The following is a 21223-nucleotide window of genomic DNA, read 5'->3' as shown; positions in this document are numbered from 1 at the left end:
TCTTTATAAACCTCACCTGGTGAGAAAATAGAAAAATTTTATCTCGTGATTACACAAAAAAACTACGCAGCTATAGATATAGGTTCCAACGCCGTTAGGCTTCTGGTTTCTACTATTACAGAACAAAAAGGCAGGGAAGAAACCGATTTTAGAAAAACCTCCCTGGTGAGGGTTCCTATTAGACTTGGAGAAGATGTATTTAAAGAAAGTATTATTTCTGAGAAGAATATAGAACGAATGGTAGATACCATGCAAGCTTTTAATCTTCTCATGAAATCTCACGGAATTGAAAAATATAAAGCCTGTGCTACCTCGGCTATGCGGGAAGCTAAAAATGGCGCTGAAGTAGTTGAAAAAATTAAAGCAAAAACCGGCGTCGAAATTGAAATTATAGACGGTAACCACGAAGCTGCAATAATTGCTGCTACAGATTTACATGAACTTATTAAAAACGATTGTAATTATTTATATGTTGATGTAGGTGGCGGGAGCACAGAATATACTCTCTATAGTGGTGGAAAAACCGTGGCGTCAAGATCTTTTAAAATTGGCACTGTACGCCTTTTAAATAATTTAGTTGAAGATGGCACCTGGGAAGAGATGGAAAAATGGGTTAGGGAAACAACAAAGCCTTATAAAGATATAGATCTTATTGGTTCTGGTGGAAACATTAATAATATTTTTAAAACCAGCGGAAAGAAAGAAGGAAAACCCTTAAGCCTTGCGTACATTAAAAAATACAATGAATTGTTGAACTCTTTAAGCTACGAGGAACGAATTATGGACCTTCAGCTTAAAAGTGACCGTGCCGATGTAATTATTCCAGCATCAAAAATTTATCTAAATTCTATGAAATGGGCAAGAGCAGATAATATTTTTGTGCCAAAAATAGGTCTGGCCGATGGGATTATAAGATCCCTTTACAACGGTAACAATAATTAAATACCTTAAAATTAAACCCGGATAAATCTCTACTTATCCGGGTTTTTTATTTTTTCAATTAACCGTGAATGGTTTTATCTTTACTAAGGTCTTTCATTATTTCAGCTTCAAAATCGAGTAATTCTTCCCATTTCTTATCTACTTCTGCTCGCTCGCCATATTTTCTGGCAAACTTTAAAAACATAGTATAATGGTTGGCTTCACTAATCATTAATTTATGATAAAATTCAGCGAGTTCCTCATCTTTTAATTCTTCTGAAAGCAACCTGAAACGTTCACAGCTTCTGGCTTCAATTAATCCCGCAATTAGGAGCCTGTGAATTAACTGCGTGGTTCTACTACCGCCTTTTGGAAAAAAACTAAGTAGTTTAATTACATATTCATCTTTTCTATCTCTTCCTAAAACAAATCCGCGTTTTAGCAACTGCTCATGTACCATTTTAAAATGGCCCATTTCTTCTCTGGATAAAGCGATCATCTCATCTACCAATTCGGTGTATTCTGGGAAAGAAACAATTAAGGAAATTGCTGTTGAAGCTGCTTTTTGTTCACAATAAGCGTGGTCTACAAGAATATCTTCAATATTTTTTTCGGCAATATTGGCCCAGCGCGGGTCTGTGGGAAGTTTTAGTCCTAGCATATCTATACGTCTAAATCAAATGTACTTCTAAGTTTATCTATTAAAGGATTTTTCTCCTTCAGTTTATTGTATTTTTCAATAGGAGTGAAGGCATATTTTTTCGCCGACTGCTCGTTAACGTTAATCACAAGCCTTATTTCGGTATTCTGAAGTTTTTGCTTCAGGTAAGACATCAATTTGTTTTGTTCCCGCTCCAGGTTAATTTTCATCGTTTCGTTAGGTAATTCTATAACAATTTGATTGTCTTCTTTGAGCTTGGGTAAATCGGTTTCAAGAATAGATGCGAGAATTTTTGAGCCCTGTTTCTTAATTCGTTTTACATAGTCATTCCAGGTGGCTTGCAACTGCGTTTCGCTGAATTCATTATGGAGCACCACGTTTTTTGTTGGGGCAGCTTCCTGTTGCCGTGCTTCTATTTCCCTTTTCTTCTGAATACTTTTTAAGGAAAGTCCTGAAACCTTTTCCTTTTTTATTTTAGGATCGGTTACCGGTTTTGGCTCTGGGGAAGGTGTAGCGGGTTTTTCCTGCTCTTCTTTGGCCTGTGGCACCATTGTTTCATCTGAATGATAATTGTCCTCTTTATCATCGGCACAGTGGCTATCTGGAGTTTTATTTTCTCCTGAAGGTAACTGACTTTCCTTTGGGGCTTCAGTTGCAGTTTCGCCGTGTTCATTCTCGCGCACTATACTTTTTTCTTCTGAAGAAAGCGCGGTAGGCTGCTTTTCAAAAACTGAAGCGGGAATTATTGACTGATCAAACTTTTTTTTTTCTCCATCAAAAGTGATAGAGGCAAGCTGCATTAGAGAAAGTTCAACCAATAAACGTTGATTTTGGCTTGTTTTATATTTGAGATCGCACTCATTAGCCAGGTCTATGGCCTTAATTAAAAACTGGTGATTGGTTTTTGAAGCTTGTTCAAAATAACGGGCTTTGGTTTGCTCCCCAACTTCTAAAAGCTGAATCGTTTTTTGATCTTTACAAACTAAAAGATCTCTGAAATGCGAAGCAAGTCCACTAATAAAATGGTGGCCGTCAAATCCGCTGGAAAGGATTTCGTTATAGCTTAACAGCAATTGCGGAATATTATTACTTAAAATAAGATCGGTTACCTTGATGTAGGTATCATAATCCAGTACATTAAGGTTTTCTGTAACTGCCTGCCGGGTTAGGTCTTTTCCGCTAAAACTAACAACCCTGTCGTAAATAGAAAGCGCATCCCGCATAGCACCATCGGCTTTTTGCGCAATAATATTTAATGCGTCTTCCTCGGCATTTACCCCTTCTTGTTGCGCTATATATCCCAAATAATTTTTAGCATCGCTTACCGTAATTCTTTTAAAATCGAAGATCTGGCAACGAGAAAGTATGGTGGGGATTATTTTATGTTTTTCAGTCGTAGCCAGAATAAAAATAGCGTGCTGTGGCGGCTCTTCCAATGTTTTTAAAAATGCATTAAAAGCCGATTGAGAGAGCATATGCACCTCATCTATAATATACACTTTATACTGCCCAACTTGAGGTGGAATCCTAACCTGGTCTATTAAATTCCTAATATCGTCTACCGAGTTGTTAGAAGCGGCATCGAGTTCAAAAATATTAAAAGCAAAGTCTTCATCTGGGCTTTGCGTACCATCGTGGTTAATCATTTTTGCTAGGATACGTGCGCAGGTTGTTTTTCCCACACCACGGGGTCCAGTAAAAAGAAGTGCCTGGGCGAGGTGATTATGTTCAATGGCATTCTTTAAGGTATTTGTGATGGCTTGTTGCCCTACCACATCTTTAAAAGTTTGTGGGCGGTACTTACGAGCTGATACTATAAAATGTTCCATTGAAATTTATTGAACTACAAATATAAAAATAGCCACCATAAGTTCTAAGGCAATCGCTTATATTTTTAAACAAATAAGGCGAAGAAATCAACATTTTTTTAATCGCGAAACTTACTAAAAAACTACCTTTGCACCAAGCAGGCCGCCTTATCGCCAACGAATTTATTCGATGGAGGAAATTCCGGACACCAAAGAGCGGCATAGTGGGTAACGCCCACCGGTTCCGTTTCGGTTTTCCGGAACGCAATCAGGACTAGTGCAACAGAAAGGATGTACAGGTAATGCTGTAGTGAAATCAGGTAAACTCTATGCGGTGCAATGCCATGTAAACCGGTGTTTGCAAGCTGCTCGCTTGCTACCGGAGGGTAGGCAGCTAAAGGTTTTTGGCAACAAAAACCGGAGATAAATGATAAGGGGAACCCCGGTTAACGGGAGGAACAGAATCCGGATTACAGGCCTGCTTTTTTATAATAATGTCTTTGCCCACGCCCGGGCTTCGTCCATATGGGAAAAGATATCAAAAGGAACCGGAGAAAATTGTTTTTCAAAATTAGCCACCTGTAAGGCTTCATATCGCTGACTTACTATAGCTATTCCCAATAAATTTTTCACGTCTTTTAATTCAAAATAAATCGTTGGATTTACATTGTAATTATTCTTCCGGTCTGATACATAAACAAAATCTGCACCTTTATAAACCTCATTGCATATTTTTAGAATTTGTTCTACGTGTTCAATTTCAAAAACTACATCGTCTTTTACTTCAGAAATAACTATCCCTTCATAGAAACTCAAAATAACATCAATAAGCTCAATCCTTTTTATCCTAGCTGTCATACCATGGAGTTTATTAGCCCAGTCGGGCTGCTTTTTTTCAGCAGAAATTATTCTGCATTCTCAAAAAAACTAAAAACCGAACCTCCATAACGTCTCCCTTCTATAAAGTTAGGAAGATCAGAAAGATTGGTGTGTTTAGAATGTTCAATAATTAATTGACCATTTGGATTAAGTAGGTTGTGTTCAAAGACTAATTGTGGGATTTTTAAAAATTTTTCTTTTTCAAAATCATAAGGTGGGTCGGCAAAAATAATATCGGCCTTTACAAATGCCTTTTCAAGAAACTTAAAGACATCACTTTTAATGGTGGTAATATTTAAATCTAATTCCTGGGCTGTTTTTTTTATAAATTTCACACAATCAAAATTGGCATCTACGGCGGTTACTTCCTGGCTTCCCCGCGAAGCAAATTCATAAGCAATATTGCCGGTTCCCGAAAAAAGATCGAGAACGCTTAATTGTGAGAACTGAAAATTATTATTCAGGATGTTGAAAAGTGCTTCCTTAGACATATCGGTTGTAGGGCGTACCGGTAGTTTTTTGGGAGCCATTAATCTTTTTCCTTTATGTGATCCTGAAATTATTCTCATTTAAATGACTTTAATAATACATATTCTTCTAACTGATTCAAACCGGTAAACTCTTCCTCTAAATCTAAACTGAAATCGGTTTCTAAAAGTTCAACGTGCTTAATGTAGTTAAACGCAATTTTAAACAGGGGAGAAGCTTTGCTAATAGCTCCTAACAAAATTAACCTGAATTTCTCCGGATCTAAATTAAGTTGTTCAGCAGTGAAGAGAATATAATATAAAAAATCTTCTTTTTCAGTAAAACTGAAAGAATTACATAACAAAAGTTCACTATTTTCTATTACCACCAGCTCAAACTGCTTATTTTTTATATGTGCGAATATTAGTGGTTTTTCTACTTTTGGTAATTTCAATAAATTTTCGACTAAAACCGTATTGAGATGTTGGTACTCAAATTCTCCAAATTTCTCAAAAAAGAAATTAATGATATTGGTATATGGAATATAAACATTAATAATCCCTGTATCCCCAATTTCCTCGTGGGCAATGAAATCGGTTTTAAGAATTTTGGTGTTGAATTTTAAATAATCTGAAGCATTCTCTTCTTTAAATAAAGTTGCAGGAACCAAAGTGGATAGTGCATTATCAAAAATAAGTTTTACTTGTGTGGCTTCAGCAATGCTTTTTTCTTCAGCATATATTTTTTGAATTTCTTCAAGCAGTTTCACAGGGTCTACCTGTTGCGAAAAACGAATTTTCTTGTATTGTACCACTTTATTTTCAGCAGAATTTAGGGTACAAAAAGAAAGTCCATCCAGGGAAACCTGAATGGACAGTTCTAAATTTATTTGTTTTTTGCTGTTATTCGTCGCCATATTGGGTTGGCCAGTTTCCTTTTGTGTTAACCTCTTCCAGAGAGCCAACGTTAATGTAACGACCGTTAATATCGTCTACAGATTGTACCTGGTTTTGTTGCAAAATAAGCTCTTTATCTAAACCTTGCAATACAACACTTTTAGCTACTCTTGCTCTAAAAACAGGAATCTCTGAATTTCCTTTTGTAATTGTACCTGCATCCAGCTCAAATTTAGCATCTACATCATCAACCGGTACATTTATCATATTGGTATAACGCTCTTTATTTCCTTTAAATAATGAATCTTTTACAGAAACAAAACCAAGCGTATCAACAATTACTTTTTCAATATATTCGTCTACACCATACTGCTTTCTGTATTCCTCATCTAATACAGTAGTATCACGACGTTGGGTAATTGCAAATTCTGCAGTATCTAAAAATCCTACTAATTTATCAAAATCATCCTGGAAAGTCCCCACAATTTCTTTGTGAGCTAATTCTGCATTACGAATATCCTTTAAGTTTTCAACTACTTTGGCATAACGCTTTTCTTTAATTTTATTAAACTGAATTGGTTCGTAAACAGCATTAAAGGTAAGGTAGGCTAAACCAATAATAACCACCCAAAGAAGTAATTGAATTGCAAGTCTCATGCTTTCTAAATTTTGTTTTAAAATTACTAGTGTTTCACGACAAATCTACAATTTTTTTTTATTCGTAAAAGTTTCTTCCGTAAAAATCCATTCCTATCTTTGATTTTTGATAAATCTTCTATGGAAAATCTTGATGCTTCCAAATTTTATAAACTTCTTTTAAGCGATCTGGGTTTTACGGCTAAAGCAGGGCAGGATCTTGCTTTACAACAACTTTCCCGGTTTGTTTTAAACAATAATAAAGATGAACTTTTTGTGCTGAAAGGCTTTGCCGGAACCGGTAAAACCACGATTATCAGTACGCTGGTGAAAAACCTTTGGCAAATTAAAAAAACTGGAGTTTTATTGGCACCTACGGGAAGAGCGGCGAAAGTGATCTCGAATTATTCTAAAAAAGAAGCTTTTACCATTCACAAAAAGATCTATTTTCCGAAGAAAAGTGGCGGGAGCGGAGTACAATTTGTGCTTCAACCCAATAAACACAAAAACAGTATTTTTATTGTAGATGAAGCTTCAATGATCTCTGATACGCCTACAAATTCCAAATTAATGGAAAATGGAAGCTTGTTAGACGATCTTATTCAGTTTGTATATTCAGGGCATAATTGCCAGCTTATCTTAATTGGGGATACCGCACAGCTTCCACCGGTAAAGATGGAAATTAGCCCGGCACTGGAAGCTGAAAAACTTCAGTTTTCCTATAATAAAGAAGTGCATCATATTGAGTTAGACGAAGTGGTGAGGCAGGCTGAAGAAAGCGATATTTTGCTAAATGCCACTAAAATTAGGCAAAGCTTACAAGACGGTTTTTATGATAGCTTTCAGTTTGAAATCACTCCCAAAGCAGATGTAGTTAGATTACAGGATGGTTACGAAATTATGAATGCCATCGAGGAAAGTTATAATGAATTGGGAAACGAGGAAACCAGTCTTATTGTAAGATCTAATAAAAGGGCGAATTTGTATAACCAACAAATAAGGTCTAGAATTTTATTCCAGGAAGAGGAAATTTCAGCTGGAGATTATCTTATGGTGGTAAAAAATAATTATTTCTGGATAAAACCAAATTCTGAAGCCGGGTTCATAGCTAACGGAGATATTGTAAAAGTCCTGGAAATTTTCGGAATAAAAGAGCTTTACGGGTTCCGGTTTGCCGAAGTACAGGTGCAAATGGTAGATTATCCTAAAATGCGTCCTTTTGAAACCGTGGTGATGTTAGATACGCTAACCAGCAATACGCCGTCACTTTCTTATGAAGAATCTAACCAGCTGTACCAGGAAGTAATGAAAGATTATGAAGATGAAACTTCTAAATACAAGAAGTTTATGAAAGTGAAAAACAATAAGTTTTTTAATGCCTTACAAATCAAATTTTCTTACGCGATGACCTGTCATAAATCTCAGGGTGGGCAATGGAACACCGTCTTTATAGAACAACCTTACCTGCCCGAGGGCGTTGGCAAAGAATATTTAAGATGGCTTTATACCGCGGTAACAAGAGCAACCAATAAACTTTACCTCATAGGATTTAAAGATGATTTTTTCCTAAATAAATAACTTTTCCATTTGCGTTAATTCAAATTTTAAAACTTAAATTTAACCTCCAATAATTAATAATTTCCAATGAATAATCCGCTTAAAATAATCGCTATGATTCCTGCCCGTTATGAGGCGTCTCGTTTTCCGGGGAAACTTTTAAAAGACCTAAACGGAAAAACGGTAATCACCAGAACATACGAAGCTGCAAAAAACACCGGACTTTTTGACGAAGTTTATGTGGTAACCGATAGCGATAAAATTTATGCTGAAATTAATAAAAACGGTGGCAATGCGATAAAAAGCAAGAAAGAACATGAATGCGGAAGCGACCGTATTGCTGAAGCGGTGCAGGATATGGATGTTGATATTGTTGTAAATGTACAGGGAGATGAACCATTTATAGATAAAGACAGTTTGGCTAAATTGCTACTTGTTTTTCGGGAAGATGATGCTTCTGCCATAGATCTTGCCTCTTTAAAAACCGCTCTTTCAGAAAGTAACGAGATTACTAACCCAAACAACGTAAAGGTAATTACCAATAAAAATGACTTTGCGATGTATTTTTCAAGATTTCCTATTCCTTACCCAAGAAATACAGATGCAAAAGTGACCTATTTTAAACATTTAGGTATTTATGCGTTTAGAAAACAAGCACTAATCGATTTTTATAATTTACCTATGCTTTCTTTAGAATCTGCCGAAAAGATTGAGGCGATTCGATTCCTAGAATACGGGAAAAATATAAAAATGGTTGAAACTGAAATGCAAACCATTGGTATAGATACTCCTGAAGATCTTGAAAAAGCCAGGAAGATCTGGAACAATTAAATAATTAGCTTACGGCATCTTTATAAACTTTTAGAGCCCGTTCGCGGGCTTCTTTATGGTCTACCATTTTTTCAGGATAATCATCGGTTTCAAATTCTTCTACCCATTTTTTGATATATTTTTTATCCTTATCAAATTTATCAATTTGTGTTGTTGGATTAAAAATTCTAAAATAAGGTGCAGCATCAACACCACTTCCGGCTACCCATTGCCAGTTTCCTACATTAGAAGACATCTCGTAGTCCAGTAGTTTTTCGGCAAAATAGGCTTCACCCCAGCGCCAATCTATGAGCAAATGCTTACAGAGAAAGCTCCCTACCAGCATTCTTACGCGATTATGCATAAATCCAGTTTTGTTTAATTGGCGCATTCCGGCATCTACCAGTGGATAACCTGTGTTTCCTGTTTTCCACTTTTCAAATTCCTCTTCGTTATTGCGCCATTCAATACGGTCATATTTTTTCTTAAAAGATTCAGTTACAGTATCAGAATTGTGATATAACACCTGCATAAAAAACTCCCTCCAGATCAATTCATTTAAAAAGGTTTTATTTGTTTCGGCATTAGCTTTTTTTACCATTTTTCTAATACTCACAGTACCAAACCTAATATGGGCGCCTAATCTAGAAGTACCATCTTTTCCGGGAATATTTCTGGTGTTTTCGTATTGCTGAATTAAAGTAGACGTAACATCATAATCCGGTACTTTAATTTCTGAATTTTTGAATCCAATATCACTTAAGCTTAAATTAGGTAACCTGGTATTTTGAATAAGATTATCCAGATATTGACTCGTATAATGAATTTTAAGATCCAGGGATTTGAAGTGCTCTTTCCAGGCCCTCATGTAAGGGGTGTACACCACATAAGGATCGCCATCTTTCTTTACCACTTCATCTTTTTCAAAGATAACCTGGTCTTTAAAAGTGTGAAATTCAATATTATTTTCAGAAAGCAGCTCGGCTATTTCCTTGTCTCTTTGGGTTGCGTAAGGTTCATAATCATGATTAGTAAATACTTCAGCAATTTGATATTCCTTAATTAACTGCTGAAAAATTTCTTCTGGTTTGCCGTGATACATCGCGATAGAGCTGCTAAAATCATCTTGCAGTTCTTTTCGCATTTCTTGAAGCTGCTCGTGTATAAAAGTTACACGAGCATCGTTTTTAGGTAAATTATCAAGGATTTCTGTATCAAAAATAAAAATTGGTAAAACCAGTTTATCAGATTTTAAAGCTTCGAGAAAACCTACATTATCATCTAATCTTAAATCACGTCTAAACCAAAAAATATTCACCTCTTTACTCATTTACGAAATATTTAAAGTTGAAAGTCCGCCGTCTACCCCAATAATTTGTCCAGTGATCCAGCTGTTTTCATCGCTTAATAAAAAGGTAGCTGCGTTCGCAATATCTTTGGCATTTCCAACCCTTTTAAGAGGATGTCTTTCACTCATTTTCTCTTTCTTCGAATCATTAGACAATAATTTTTCAGCTAATGGCGTATCGGTTAAAGATGGAGCGATCACATTTACGCGAAGGCTGGGAGCATATTCTGCTGCGAGAGATTTTGCGAAACCTTCAATTGCACCTTTCGCGGCGGCAGCGCTAGTATGGAAGGGCATTCCAACTTTCACAGCAACAGTGCTAAAAAACACCAAACTTGCATTTTCTGCTTCTTTTAATTTCGGCATTACTCCCTGAACCACTTTTATCAAACTTAAGAAATTAAGATTCATTTCTTCCTCAAAATCTTTATGTTTTAGCATCTTAAAAGGCTTCAGGTTTATGCTGCCGGGGCAATAAACCAGCCCGTGTATTTTTTCCGGCAAATCGAGATCTTCAATATTATCTTTTAAAACATCAAATTCTAAATGCTTTATATCATCATTTAATTCGCCTTTATTTCTTGAAGCAACAATTACATTATTTTCTTTAACCAGTTGATTGGCGATTTCAAGTCCGATTCCGGTTGAGCCACCAATAAGTAAAATATTCTTTTCCATAATTCAATTTATTTAGTTTAGTATATCTTGTTTTAGGGTTGCGTTTTTAACTTTATTTTCATCGAATTCACCAAAAAGCTCTACAAGTTTTTCCTGCCTGTAATCAAAAATTTCTTTCAGTTTTGGAGCCACCAGGAATGGGTGAGCCATTTGCCCCAGAATTCCCAGAGGTAGCTTATAATCTATAATATCTTCCATTTCTACACCGCCGGGTATTTCTTTTAAAAAATGTTTGTGATGCCATAAAGCATAAGGCCCAAAGCGCTGTTCATCTACAAAGTATTCTTTGTTTCTCACGTGAGTGATTTCGGTTACCCATTTGGTTTTAATTCCCGCTATAGGGGTCACTATATATTGAATAATTTGCCCGGCAAACATTGGGCGATCGCCTCCAGAGATAATATTAAATCCCATATAGTCTGGTGTAATGGTCTTTAGATTTCCTGGGCTGGAGAGAAATTCCCAGGCTTTTTCCAGGCTAATGGGAAGTTTTTGGACCGATCTTTTAGTGTAGATTTTCATTCTAATTATATTTGATTGTAAAATTAAGAGTAGTTTTGTTTAAAATAAAATTATTATAGTTAAACAAAATATAAATGAAGTTGATTCTTATCTAAATTGGTAATCAATTTCTCGGTATATTTGATCAAACTAAAAACAAACTGAACAATGAAAAAACTACTTTTATTTTTATGTACAGCCGGGCTTATGAGTGCTGCCCAGGCACAGGTAAAGGCGCCTCAAGCCAGTCCGTTTACTAAAGTTGAACAAAAAGTTGGACTTACCGATGTCACTTTAGAATATTCCCGTCCAGGAATGAGAGATCGTGAGATTTTTGGCGATCTGGTACCTTATGGCGAAGTATGGCGTACCGGTGCTAACGAAAATACCAAAATCATTTTTAGTGACGATGTTACTGTTCAGGGTAAAGAATTAAAAGCGGGAACTTACGCTATTTACACAATTCCGAAGGAAGACGAATGGGAAGTAATGTTTTATAATGATGCTTCTAACTGGGGAAATCCTGCTGAATGGAACGAAGAGAAAGTAGTGCTAAAAGCAACTGCAGAAGTGATGGAACTTCCATTTGAAATGGAAACTTTTACCATTATGATAGATGAGCTGAAAAATGATTCTGCTGCTCTTAATATTATTTGGGAAAATACCGTAGCAAGCTTAAGATTTGAAGTGCCTACTGAAGAAAAAGCAATGGCCAGTATTGAAAAAACGATGAATGGCCCAGGGGCAGGAGATTATTTTGCTGCAGCAACTTATTATCACGATGCTGAAAAAGATTTGGAAAAAGCTTACGAATGGGTAAATAAATCCCTTGAAATGGGTAACCCGAATGCCTTTTGGATCTTAAGAAGAAAATCGCTTATCGCAGCCGATCTTGGTAAAAAAGAAGAAGCAATTGCAGCTGCCAAAAAATCTTTAGCTGAAGCTGAAAAAGCCGGAAACCAGGATTACGTAAAAATGAACAAAGACTCTCTAAAAGAATGGGGAGCTATGTAAGTTGATTTTTTTTTGAAAAAGAAAAAGGCTGTTTGATAAATGTCCTGTTTTCGTCAAACTGAACTTGTTTCAGCTTCTAGCATGTTTTAAAATCTAACATATTAGACCCTGAAATAAATTCAGGGTGACGTTCTGAGATATTTTCAGACAGCCTTTTTTATATTAATTTCAAGACCTAAGCCTCACAACTTGCACAATTCACCATATTAGCTATAAATTCTTTAGAAACACTTTGACTTCTTTGGTAGTAAAGGGTTTTAACTCCCAGTTGCCAGGCTTCTATCATTAGCTTATTTACTTCCCGAACCGGAAGGTCTGAAGGAATATTCAAATTTAAACTTTGCGCCTGGTCTATATATTTTTGCCTAACCGAAGCTTGCTGGATAATTTCTAACTGACTTATCTCTTTAAAAGTTTTAAAGATCATTCGCTCTTCATCGCTCAATTCTTTTAAATGCTGCACGCTTCCGTGGTTTAGCATAATACTTCGCCAGGTTTCTTCGGTATCCAATTCTTTTTCCTGGAGCAATTCCTTTAAATATTTATTCTTCCGCATAAAATTCCCTTTTGCCAATCCGGCTTTATAATAATTACTGCTAAAAGGTTCAATTCCCGGTGATGCCTGTCCCAAAATTGCAGAAGACGAGGTAGTAGGCGCAACGGCCATTAAAGTCGTATTTCTCAATCCGTAGCCTTTTAAAACCTCGGGTTCGCCATAAATATTAGCTAATTCCTTACTTGCTTTTGTAGCTTTTTCATTAATTTCTTTAAAGATGGAATTTGTTAAGGCTTTTGCTTTTAAGCCTTCAAAAGGAATCCTGTTTTTCTGAAGATAAGAATGCCAACCCATAACACCAAGACCGAGTGCCCTATGTCTTTTTGCAAATTTATTGGCAGGAGTGAGGTAATAATTATCTTCGGTTTTCGCGATAAATTCCTGTAAAACAGCATCAAGAAAATAAATAGCCAGTTTTACTGCTTCAGTATCTTTCCATTCGTCGTAAAGCTCCAAATTCATAGAAGAGAGACAGCAAATAAAGGACTCTTCCTCGGTTGAGGGCAGTGCGATTTCTGAACATAAATTGCTGGAATTTATAACGTAGTTTTTATCCTTATAAACTTGCGGTTTAAAGCGGTTAATATTGTCTTTAAAGAAAATATATGGCAAACCTTTTTGTTGCCTACTTTCCAAAACTTTAGCCCAGATTTCGCGTTTTTCCCGATCACCGTCTATCATTTCCTGCATCCAGTAATCGGGCACACTAACGCCATAAAATAAATTCTGAATGGGATTTCCAATATTTTTTATCTCCAGAAACTCTTTAATATCGGGATGGTCTATATCCAGGTAAGCTGCGAAAGCTCCGCGGCGCACACCTCCCTGGGAAATCGTATCCATAGCGGTATCAAACAGCTTCATAAAACTGGTTGCTCCGCTGCTTTTACCGTTATCGGTTACTGCGCTGCCACGGCCTCTTAATTCCCCGAAATACCCAGAAGTTCCGCCGCCAATTTTGGTTTGCATAATTACCTCACCCAGCTTGTGGGTAATTCCTTCAATATTATCGGGTACGTAGACATTAAAACAGGAAATTGGTAATCCGCGTTCGGTGCCCATATTGGCCCATATTGGCGAACTTAAACTCATCCAGCCGCGCTCTATCATTTCTATAAAAGCTTCAGCCAGTTCGGGTTTGTAGAGTCTCTTTGCAGCTGCATTTGCAACTCGTTCTATGGCAGATTTTGTAGTTTCTCCTTTTAATAGATAACCGCGGTTAAGTATTTGCTGGCTTTCTTCGTTAAGCCACCATAGGCGTTCCTGTTGCGTTTCTTTAATTATTGTTTCGGGCATTTTGCTAGATTTTAGATTGAATTATTTCTGCGGAAATCTTTTTAAAAAAGATCATCGGCGGTGATGCTCTTATCGTGTTTGGTATAATCTACCGGGCGCTTGGCAAAAAAGTCGTCTAAACTATTGGCGAAAACTTCTTCTTCAAACCATAACATGGCTTTGTAATCATACTCTGAGACAAAGTAGATTTTTTCCAAACCAATTTTTTCAAGGCTATCGTCTACGCGATATTTCATAAAATTCAGCAGGTCTTCTTTTTTGCATTGTTCCAGAGCGCCATCAGCAAAGATCCAGTCAAGAATTTCAGATTCTACTTCCATAGAATGGGCTATAATTTCCCTGATTTGAGTTTTAGTTTCCTCGTTGAAGAATTCTGGAAATTCTTTCTTAATCTGGTTTACAATATATATCCCGGCGTTGGCGTGAATTTGTTCGTCTACAGATGTCCACGCAATTATATTGCTCACATTTTTCATCATACCTTTAAATCGGCTGAAAGAAAGAATAATGGCAAACTGACTAAAAAGGGATACGTTTTCAATTAAAATTGAAAATAAAATAAGGGAAAACACGTATTTTTTTTCATCTGAAGATTTTGTATTTGCTAAAGCTTCAGATAAATAAGCCACCCTTTTTTTGATAACAGGAGTTTCTATTAATTTCTCGAACTCGTTGTTATAGCCTAAAACTTCAAGCAAACGGGAATATGCTTCCGAATGCCTGAATTCACATTCAGCAAAAGTACTTCCCAGGCCGTTAAATTCCGGTTTTGGAAGGTGTTGATATAAATCTCCCCAGAAAGATTTGACGGCTACTTCAATCTGTGCGATGGCAAGCAGGCTCTTTTTAATCACCTGTTTTTCATTTTCACTAAGATGAGAATGAAAATCTTGTACATCGGCGGTGAAGTCTACTTCAGAATGTACCCAGAATGATCGATTTATTGCTTCGGTAAACTGAAGAATTTCGGGATATTCGAAAGGTTTATAATTTACCCGTTTTTGAAAAATACTCATATCACTTTTGTTTTAGTTTAAAATCAAAAGCATAAAAGCAAATAGGTGTCTTTGGAAAAGAGAAGAGCGGGAAGGCCGCAAAAATATTATCCTGGACATTTTACTTTTTATGCGAAAGCAAAAGTCAGCCCGGTTGGGAAGGTGATCTGGCTTGTAGAAAAATCTACTTTACAGTTGCGCAACAGCTCATGATTCTCACATGATTCCCCTTGTTTATTACAAAAAGTAATACCCGCCGGTATGATTTTACAAAAGTAAAGTTATAAGGAAATTGCGGTGGTTTTATAAAAACAGTTTTGAGTTATAAACATAGTTTTTCACAAGTTAAAGTTTCGGTAAAAAGAAGAGCCCATAGAAAGTAGTGAGGTTGCAGGCATAGTCTTTGCTTAGTGAAGGTTGCAGTATTTGCTAATCAATCGAAAAAAATGTAAAAATGAGACTTATAAATTTACAGCGCACCGATGATGCATATGTTGCGAAAGCTGAAATTACTTTAAAGGCTTTTGGAGTCGCTTTGGGGCAGAAATCTAAGATTTATATCAAGAAACAATCTGAAAATGAATGGAGAGAGAAAAAAACAAATAAAAAAGTCTCTTCCAGGGAAGCCACTCATTTAAATAAATGGCTAAGCGACCACCAAAAATTTGTAGAGCATTAATCTTTTTGAATTTTCAAAAGGTCTTCTATCATAAAAAAATCAATTTTACTTTTCTTTATTTTGAAATTAAAAATCAAACAAGCGCTTTACTGAGTTTGCTTCTAATTTTTATACAAAAATTTCTATTCTATTAAACTTCCCGTAAAAACTTCAAAAAGCCCAATATTAACGGGATTTGGGTATTTGGTTTCCGAAGGTTTTTATAAATTGCAGGAAAGATATTTTATATTTTTCATTATTAACCCACATAACCATCAACATATTTATTTAAGTTATGAGTAATTATCATATTAAGAATTTAGAGGAATATTTTCAAGTTTATAGAAAATCGGTAAGAGATCCACAAAACTTCTGGGAAGAGATAGCTGAAGAACATTTTTCCTGGCAAAAAAAATGGGATAATGTACTAAGCTGGGATTTTAATAAACCTGAAGTAAAATGGTTTGAAAATGCTAAACTTAACATTACCGAAAATTGCATAGATCGTTACCTTTTTAATAGGTCTGACAAAACGGCAATTATTTGGGAGCCTAACGATCCTGAAGAAGAAGCGCAACATATCTCTTATGGTGAACTTCACAAAAAGGTAAACAAATTTGCAAATGTTTTAAAAGCTAAAGGAATTGAAAAGGGCGATAGGGTTTGTATTTACTTACCAATGATTCCTGAACTTGCCATAGCAATGCTGGCTTGCGCAAGAATTGGCGCGATACACTCTGTAGTCTTTGCCGGCTTTTCTTCAAAAGCTCTCGCTACCAGAACCAATGATGCAGATTGTAAAATGCTAATTACTTCTGATGGTTCTTACCGTGGTAATAAAACAATAGATCTTAAAGGAATTGTAGATAAAGCGCTGGAAGAATGTCCCGGCGTTGAAAATGTGCTAGTAGCTAAACGCCTGGATTCTGATATAGAAATGAAAGATGGCCGTGATGAATGGCTTCAACCCTTGTTAGATGAAGCTTCAGATGAATGTGAAGCAGAAACTATGGATGCAGAAGATCCTTTATTTATTTTATACACTTCTGGCTCTACCGGGAAACCAAAAGGAATGTTACATACCACGGCCGGTTATATGGTTTACACGGCTTATACTTTCAAAAATGTTTTTCAGTATAAAGAAGACGATGTTTATTGGTGTACGGCCGATATTGGCTGGATTACCGGTCATTCCTATATTTTATATGGTCCACTCGCAAACGGCGCAACTACCGTAATGTTCGAGGGTGTTCCTTCTTATCCCGATGCCGGAAGATTTTGGGATGTGGTAGAGAAACATAAGGTGAATCAATTTTATACTGCACCAACGGCAATTAGATCTTTAGCCAAACGAAATATTGAATTTGTAGAAAGCCACGATCTTTCTTCTTTAAAAGTGCTTGGAACTGTTGGCGAACCTATTAATGAGGAAGCCTGGCACTGGTATAATGATAATGTAGGGAAAAATAAAAGCCCTATTGTAGATACCTGGTGGCAAACTGAGACTGGCGGAATTATGATTACCCCAATTCCTTATGTTACACCGGTAAAACCAACTTACGCAACTTTGCCTTTTCCGGGAGTTCAACCGGCTTTAATGGATGAAAACGGAAATGAATTAAAAGGAAATCAGGTAGACGGGAGATTATGTATTAAATACCCGTGGCCAGGGATGGCCAGAACAGTTTGGAGAGATCATGAACGTTATAAGACAACTTATTTCTCTACGTTTGAAAATATGTATTTTACCGGTGATGGTGCTCTAAGAGATGAAGTTGGTTATTATAGAATTACCGGTAGAGTAGACGATGTTATTATAGTTTCAGGACATAATTTAGGTACGGCACCTATTGAAGATGCTATAGACGAGCATCCAGCGGTAGCTGAAACTGCCGTGGTTGGGTTCCCACACGAAGTAAAAGGAAACGCACTTTATGCATTTGTTACTTTAAAAGAGGTAGGGGAGTCCAGGAATCAGGATAACCTTAGAAAAGAAATTCTTCAACAAATAGTAGATAAGGTGGGCCCAATTGCCAAACCTGAAAAAATACAGTTTGTTAGCGGACTACCAAAAACGCGTAGTGGGAAAATTATGAGAAGAATTCTTAGAAAAATTGCATCAAATCAAACCGAAGATCTAGGAGATACTTCAACATTATTAAACCCAGAAGTTGTAGAGAAAATTATGAAAAATTCTTTATAAGAATTACTCTTAAATTTCAAGAATATTCAAAAACACCAGACCTCACAGGTTTTCAAATCTGTGAGGTCTTTTTTTTAAATCCGAAATAATTTTTTAAGATTCAGTTTTCTATCGGTATTTAATTTACCAAGTATGGTAAGAAAAGCCAGGGCTGTAATAAAAGCATCACCGGCCGCGGTGTGACGGTCTTTAGTATCTATATTGTATGTTTCAGCAATTTCGTCTAACGAATAACTTTTTTCACGGTTAATAAGATTGGAAATTATTCGGGTTCCGCGATATAAATTCACCGTATCCAGAACTTTATTTTTCAGCCTGGGTAATCCCATTCGGGATAAAGCTTCATTAATCATCCCCACATCAAAACCTGCGTGATGAGCCACTAGAACCGAATTCCCAATATATTTTAAAAATGCTTTTACCGCTTCTTCTTCTGAAAGTGTTTCAATTCTTTCATTTTGAATAATTCCATGAATTTTCACCGTTTTAGGATTAAAAGTTTCCTGTAAAATATACTCTTCAAATCCGTCAGCAATATTTATAGATTTATTTTCAATACCCACAGCACCAATAGAGAGCATTCTGTCTTTTTTTATATCGAAGCCAGTGGTTTCCGTGTCAAAAACAACAAATCTAGTCTCGGCAATTTCTTCTGGAAGTTTTTCCTGAAATTTTGCTTCATAGTCCTTCCAAAAATCTGGAAGATTATCAGGTTTCTTTTTTAAAAAATCCAACATTAGATATAAGGAGTTACTTCAAAACGGTATTTTATTAATTCCTGCACCTGCCTAATACTTTTAAAACAACGTTTCAGTTTAATTTTTTCTTCTTTACTTAAACTTTCCAAATCAATAAATCTCCCGCTATTTCTATTTTCTAAACCGTGCTGGGTTCTAAATTTTAGTAAAACCTTAGAAGCATAAGCACAAGCCAGGAAAAGCTCTTTGTTATTAGGTTCCAGTTGCGCCAGTTTTTCAAAACGTTCTGCCGTATTGCTAATATTTTTAACCTGATGATATAAAATAAGGAGTCTGCCAGCATCAGTCAATGGCGTAATACCTCGTTTTTTAATATCAAAGAAATCTTTATTTTCCCCGTCTTCTTCTAATAAAAACTGCCTGAAAAAACCAAGCGGAGAAGGATTTCTTAAAGTTGTAGCTCCCATTACCGCATAAAATTTCCTATTGTCTTTGGTGAGGCTAAAAATATGATCGGCCAGCGCATTAGATAAATTTACATTTCCGTAAGAAATATCAAAATCGAAGAATATTGAACAAAGTAAAATTTCGTCGTTTCCCGGGTCTATAATCCAATTGGTAAACTGGTCTTTCCATTCATTTAAACTAAGGCAATATTTTGGGTTTTTCGCCATCATTTCAGCAGGACAAAATTCGTAACCTATTATGTTTAGCCGCTTGTTAACTTTTCTTGCCAGTTCCAGAAAATACGCCCTGGTTTCTTCCAGTTTTTCCTGCGGAACATCTTCAAAAATAAGCGCGTTGTCCTGGTCGGTTTGTAAAAGTTGTTCCTTACGTCCCTGGCTTCCCAGAGAAATCCACGTAAAATCGCAGGGCGGGGGAGTAGGTAGTTTTTTAATACAACGTTCAATGATGCGTTTTATGGTTGCATCATTTAGCTCAAAAATAATTTTTGAAATATGGTTTAGAGGAATATTAGCCGCAAGAAATCCGCGCAGGAGTAAAGTAATTTTATGCCGAATTTTCTTTAATTCGTTTGTGCTACTGCTTCGTTGAATCGCTTTCATTAAAACCGAAGGATTATGACCTTCAGATACCATTATATCATGTTCAGAAAGGATTCCTACTACTTTGGTATTTGGCGTCCCATCTTCGGTAATACAAATATGGTTAATATGGTGTTTCATCATGGTGAGCTGCGCCTGGGCAATAGTTAATTCCTGCGGATAACAAATTACCGGAGATGCCATAATCCTTGAAACCGGAGTATCAATTCCGAATGCGCCGGTAGCCACCATATCTCTAAAATCTTCATCGGTTACAATGCCTTTAGGAATATTTTCTTCAACCACTAATACCGATCCAACTTTCTTTTTGCTCATAAGTTGTGCGGCTTTTTTAATAGTGGTTTCAGGTGAGGTCATGACCACTTTGCGGGTCACCGGTGCAGGCTGAAGTTCAAAAAGATTATTATTTGGTTTATATTGATTTTCTACCGGTTCTTTATCTGAAATTAATTTCCCTTTATGAGCTTCAGCATAAGGGTTACGGGTGTTGGAAGCAAAACTCTGAATCAGGAAGTTCCCAACTTCTTTATTTTCTTCGGTAAGCGGTTTAAATTTCTTTATGGGAATTGCGTAAAGAATGGTTTCTTCTTCTGCAATAGCATTAATAAGATAGTTTTCTTTAGCAAATAGGGGCCTGAGGCCAAAAATATCGCCTTCGTCACATTTATCTATGGTTTCTCTTTTACCTTCATTATCCCGTTCTAAAGAAATTGCGCCTTTATTTACTACATAAAAACGTTTGTGCCCAATATCGCCTTCAGCAAAAAGTAATTTTCCTTTTTCAAGATATTTTACTTTAACCTGTTGTGAGATCATTAATAAATCTTCCTTTTTTAAAAGGTTGAATGGCGGATAGTTTTTAAGGAAATCTGCTATTCGGGAAGCAATGGTGTTCTTCATACCGCTAATTTAAAGAAAAATGAATAGCTGTTTTTCTTTGAATTTTAAATATTCACTTCGTAATCCTTGATCATATTGAGGATAACTTTTTCAGTTTCCGATAGGGAAATATAATCTTGCTTTTCTTCAGCTTTAATTTTATCAAAATAGGGAACAATGTCTCCGGTTTCATAAGAATTTATAATCTTTGGGTGCACATAATAACTTCTACAAACAGCACGGGTATTTCCCAAACCTTCTGCCGAAGCATCAAAAGCCTGAAGCAGGTTCTTTTTATTCTGTTTTTCTTCTTTGGTAAAGCCAAGTTCACGCAGTGTTTCAAAAAAAATCTTGGTAGCACTCCAGGTTCTAAAATCTTTAGCTGAAAAAAGATCGCCGCTAATTTCGTGAATATATTCATTAATCATCCCGCTGTCTATGGCGTGTTTATCGCCATTTTCGTCGTAGAACTTAAAAAGTTCCCAACCCGGAATTTCCTCACATTGGTTTACAAGCTTTATCAGCTTTTTATTTTTTACGGTCACCGAATGTTCTTTACCTTTTTTACCTATAAACTCAAATTTTATCCTGTTTTTGTAAGTTTTTACGTGCCTGGTTCTAAAAGTTGAAAGTCCGTAAGTTTTATTTTTCCTGGCATAATAATGATTTCCGATTCTAATATGGGTTTCTTCCA

19 protein-coding genes, 1 other RNA gene, 1 pseudogene and 1 riboswitch are annotated in these 21223 nt (G+C 36.1%); of the genes and pseudogenes, 7 read left to right on the top strand and 14 right to left on the bottom strand.

Translation table 11 applies throughout. The features are described from left to right. Window positions 1–45: 45 nt before the first annotated feature. Window positions 46–942 carry an exopolyphosphatase gene (locus AACZ30_RS05480; protein WP_339648170.1) on the top strand — a complete coding sequence of 299 codons (897 nt, stop codon included), beginning with the start codon at window positions 46–48 and terminating at the stop codon, window positions 940–942. Between the two features lie 58 nt (window positions 943–1000). Here the strand turns inward: AACZ30_RS05480 and AACZ30_RS05475 are convergent, their stop codons facing one another. Both AACZ30_RS05475 and AACZ30_RS05470 read right to left on the bottom strand, forming a co-directional pair. Further along, window positions 1001–1582 carry a tRNA-(ms[2]io[6]A)-hydroxylase gene (locus tag AACZ30_RS05475; protein WP_093306389.1) on the bottom strand — a complete coding sequence of 194 codons (582 nt, stop codon included), beginning with the start codon at window positions 1580–1582 and terminating at the stop codon, window positions 1001–1003. A gap of 2 nt (window positions 1583–1584) precedes the next feature. Next, on the bottom strand, window positions 1585–3411 hold the full coding sequence (locus AACZ30_RS05470; protein ID WP_339648169.1) for a DNA polymerase III subunit gamma/tau: 1827 nt from the start codon (window positions 3409–3411) through the stop codon (window positions 1585–1587). Window positions 3412–3545: 134 nt separating this feature from the next. Between AACZ30_RS05470 and rnpB the strand changes: the two genes are divergently transcribed. Further along, window positions 3546–3879, top strand: an RNA gene (rnpB, locus tag AACZ30_RS05465) — RNase P RNA component class A. Here rnpB and AACZ30_RS05460 read toward each other — a convergent pair. The 4 genes from AACZ30_RS05460 to AACZ30_RS05445 are packed head-to-tail and all read right to left on the bottom strand — an operon-like array spanning window position 3877 to window position 6290. Beyond that, window positions 3877–4248, bottom strand: a complete 372-nt coding sequence (locus tag AACZ30_RS05460) for a hypothetical protein (protein WP_339648168.1) — start codon at window positions 4246–4248, stop codon at window positions 3877–3879. The genes rnpB and AACZ30_RS05460 overlap by 3 nt on opposite strands. A gap of 47 nt (window positions 4249–4295) precedes the next feature. Continuing rightward, on the bottom strand, window positions 4296–4838 hold the full coding sequence (locus AACZ30_RS05455) for an RsmD family RNA methyltransferase (protein WP_208225877.1): 543 nt from the start codon (window positions 4836–4838) through the stop codon (window positions 4296–4298). Continuing rightward, window positions 4835–5653 (bottom strand): DUF3822 family protein, encoded by an 819-nt coding sequence (locus AACZ30_RS05450; protein ID WP_339648166.1) that lies wholly within the window; start codon window positions 5651–5653, stop codon window positions 4835–4837. The genes AACZ30_RS05455 and AACZ30_RS05450 overlap by 4 nt, the downstream gene beginning before the upstream one ends. Beyond that, window positions 5640–6290, bottom strand: coding sequence for a hypothetical protein (locus AACZ30_RS05445; protein WP_075327166.1), 651 nt, complete (start codon window positions 6288–6290; stop codon window positions 5640–5642). Before AACZ30_RS05445 ends, AACZ30_RS05450 begins: the two co-directional genes overlap by 14 nt. Before the next feature lie 120 nt (window positions 6291–6410). Here AACZ30_RS05445 and AACZ30_RS05440 point away from each other — a divergent pair, with 120 nt between their 5' ends. Together AACZ30_RS05440 and kdsB are read left to right on the top strand one after the other, a co-directional pair. Next, window positions 6411–7847: an AAA family ATPase gene (locus AACZ30_RS05440; RefSeq protein WP_339648178.1), complete on the top strand. Its 1437-nt coding sequence runs from the start codon at window positions 6411–6413 to the stop codon at window positions 7845–7847. A gap of 66 nt (window positions 7848–7913) precedes the next feature. After that, on the top strand, window positions 7914–8657 hold the full coding sequence (kdsB, locus tag AACZ30_RS05435; protein ID WP_339648164.1) for a 3-deoxy-manno-octulosonate cytidylyltransferase: 744 nt from the start codon (window positions 7914–7916) through the stop codon (window positions 8655–8657). A 4-nt stretch (window positions 8658–8661) separates the two neighbouring features. On the opposite strand, the gene AACZ30_RS05430 is transcribed toward kdsB, so the two are convergent. The 3 genes from AACZ30_RS05430 to AACZ30_RS05420 are packed head-to-tail and all read right to left on the bottom strand — an operon-like array spanning window position 8662 to window position 11184. Beyond that, window positions 8662–9966 (bottom strand): deoxyribodipyrimidine photo-lyase, encoded by a 1305-nt coding sequence (locus AACZ30_RS05430; RefSeq protein WP_339648162.1) that lies wholly within the window; start codon window positions 9964–9966, stop codon window positions 8662–8664. Continuing rightward, complete coding sequence (locus AACZ30_RS05425) at window positions 9967–10662, bottom strand: SDR family oxidoreductase (RefSeq protein ID WP_339648160.1); 696 nt, start codon at window positions 10660–10662, stop codon at window positions 9967–9969. 12 nt (window positions 10663–10674) lie between these two features. Further along, entirely contained in the window at window positions 10675–11184 is a 510-nt protein-coding gene (locus AACZ30_RS05420) for an SRPBCC family protein (protein ID WP_339648159.1), read from the bottom strand. 147 nt (window positions 11185–11331) lie between these two features. Here AACZ30_RS05420 and AACZ30_RS05415 point away from each other — a divergent pair, with 147 nt between their 5' ends. Then, window positions 11332–12177, top strand: coding sequence for a DUF2911 domain-containing protein (locus AACZ30_RS05415; RefSeq protein ID WP_339648158.1), 846 nt, complete (start codon window positions 11332–11334; stop codon window positions 12175–12177). A gap of 175 nt (window positions 12178–12352) precedes the next feature. Here the strand turns inward: AACZ30_RS05415 and AACZ30_RS05410 are convergent, their stop codons facing one another. Further along, complete coding sequence (locus AACZ30_RS05410; protein ID WP_339648156.1) at window positions 12353–14029, bottom strand: ribonucleoside-diphosphate reductase subunit alpha; 1677 nt, start codon at window positions 14027–14029, stop codon at window positions 12353–12355. Between the two features lie 41 nt (window positions 14030–14070). Next, complete coding sequence (locus AACZ30_RS05405; protein WP_339648155.1) at window positions 14071–15045, bottom strand: ribonucleotide-diphosphate reductase subunit beta; 975 nt, start codon at window positions 15043–15045, stop codon at window positions 14071–14073. A 118-nt stretch (window positions 15046–15163) separates the two neighbouring features. Then, window positions 15164–15296: riboswitch (cobalamin riboswitch) on the bottom strand. Window positions 15297–15478: 182 nt separating this feature from the next. Between AACZ30_RS05405 and AACZ30_RS05400 the strand changes: the two genes are divergently transcribed. Continuing rightward, the gene (locus AACZ30_RS05400; RefSeq protein WP_075327157.1) at window positions 15479–15703 is read left to right on the top strand and encodes a hypothetical protein; all 225 of its coding nucleotides are present in this window, start codon (window positions 15479–15481) and stop codon (window positions 15701–15703) included. A gap of 274 nt (window positions 15704–15977) precedes the next feature. Then, on the top strand, window positions 15978–17885 hold the full coding sequence (gene acs / locus AACZ30_RS05395) for an acetate--CoA ligase (protein ID WP_339648154.1): 1908 nt from the start codon (window positions 15978–15980) through the stop codon (window positions 17883–17885). Window positions 17886–17959: 74 nt separating this feature from the next. On the opposite strand, the gene AACZ30_RS05390 is transcribed toward acs, so the two are convergent. From AACZ30_RS05390 to AACZ30_RS05380, 3 genes and pseudogenes are all read right to left on the bottom strand, one after another. Next, window positions 17960–18622, bottom strand: a complete 663-nt coding sequence (locus AACZ30_RS05390) for a 3'-5' exonuclease (protein WP_339648153.1) — start codon at window positions 18620–18622, stop codon at window positions 17960–17962. Further along, window positions 18622–20550 carry a DUF294 nucleotidyltransferase-like domain-containing protein gene (locus tag AACZ30_RS05385; RefSeq protein ID WP_339648151.1) on the bottom strand — a complete coding sequence of 643 codons (1929 nt, stop codon included), beginning with the start codon at window positions 20548–20550 and terminating at the stop codon, window positions 18622–18624. The genes AACZ30_RS05390 and AACZ30_RS05385 overlap by 1 nt, the downstream gene beginning before the upstream one ends. A gap of 44 nt (window positions 20551–20594) precedes the next feature. After that, window positions 20595–21223: pseudogene (locus AACZ30_RS05380) on the bottom strand (DNA topoisomerase IB); the annotation flags it as partial.

This window comes from uncultured Salegentibacter sp. (assembly GCF_963972535.1).
Taxonomy (GTDB): domain Bacteria; phylum Bacteroidota; class Bacteroidia; order Flavobacteriales; family Flavobacteriaceae; genus Salegentibacter.
This window is presented reverse-complemented; position numbering and strand designations above follow the sequence as displayed.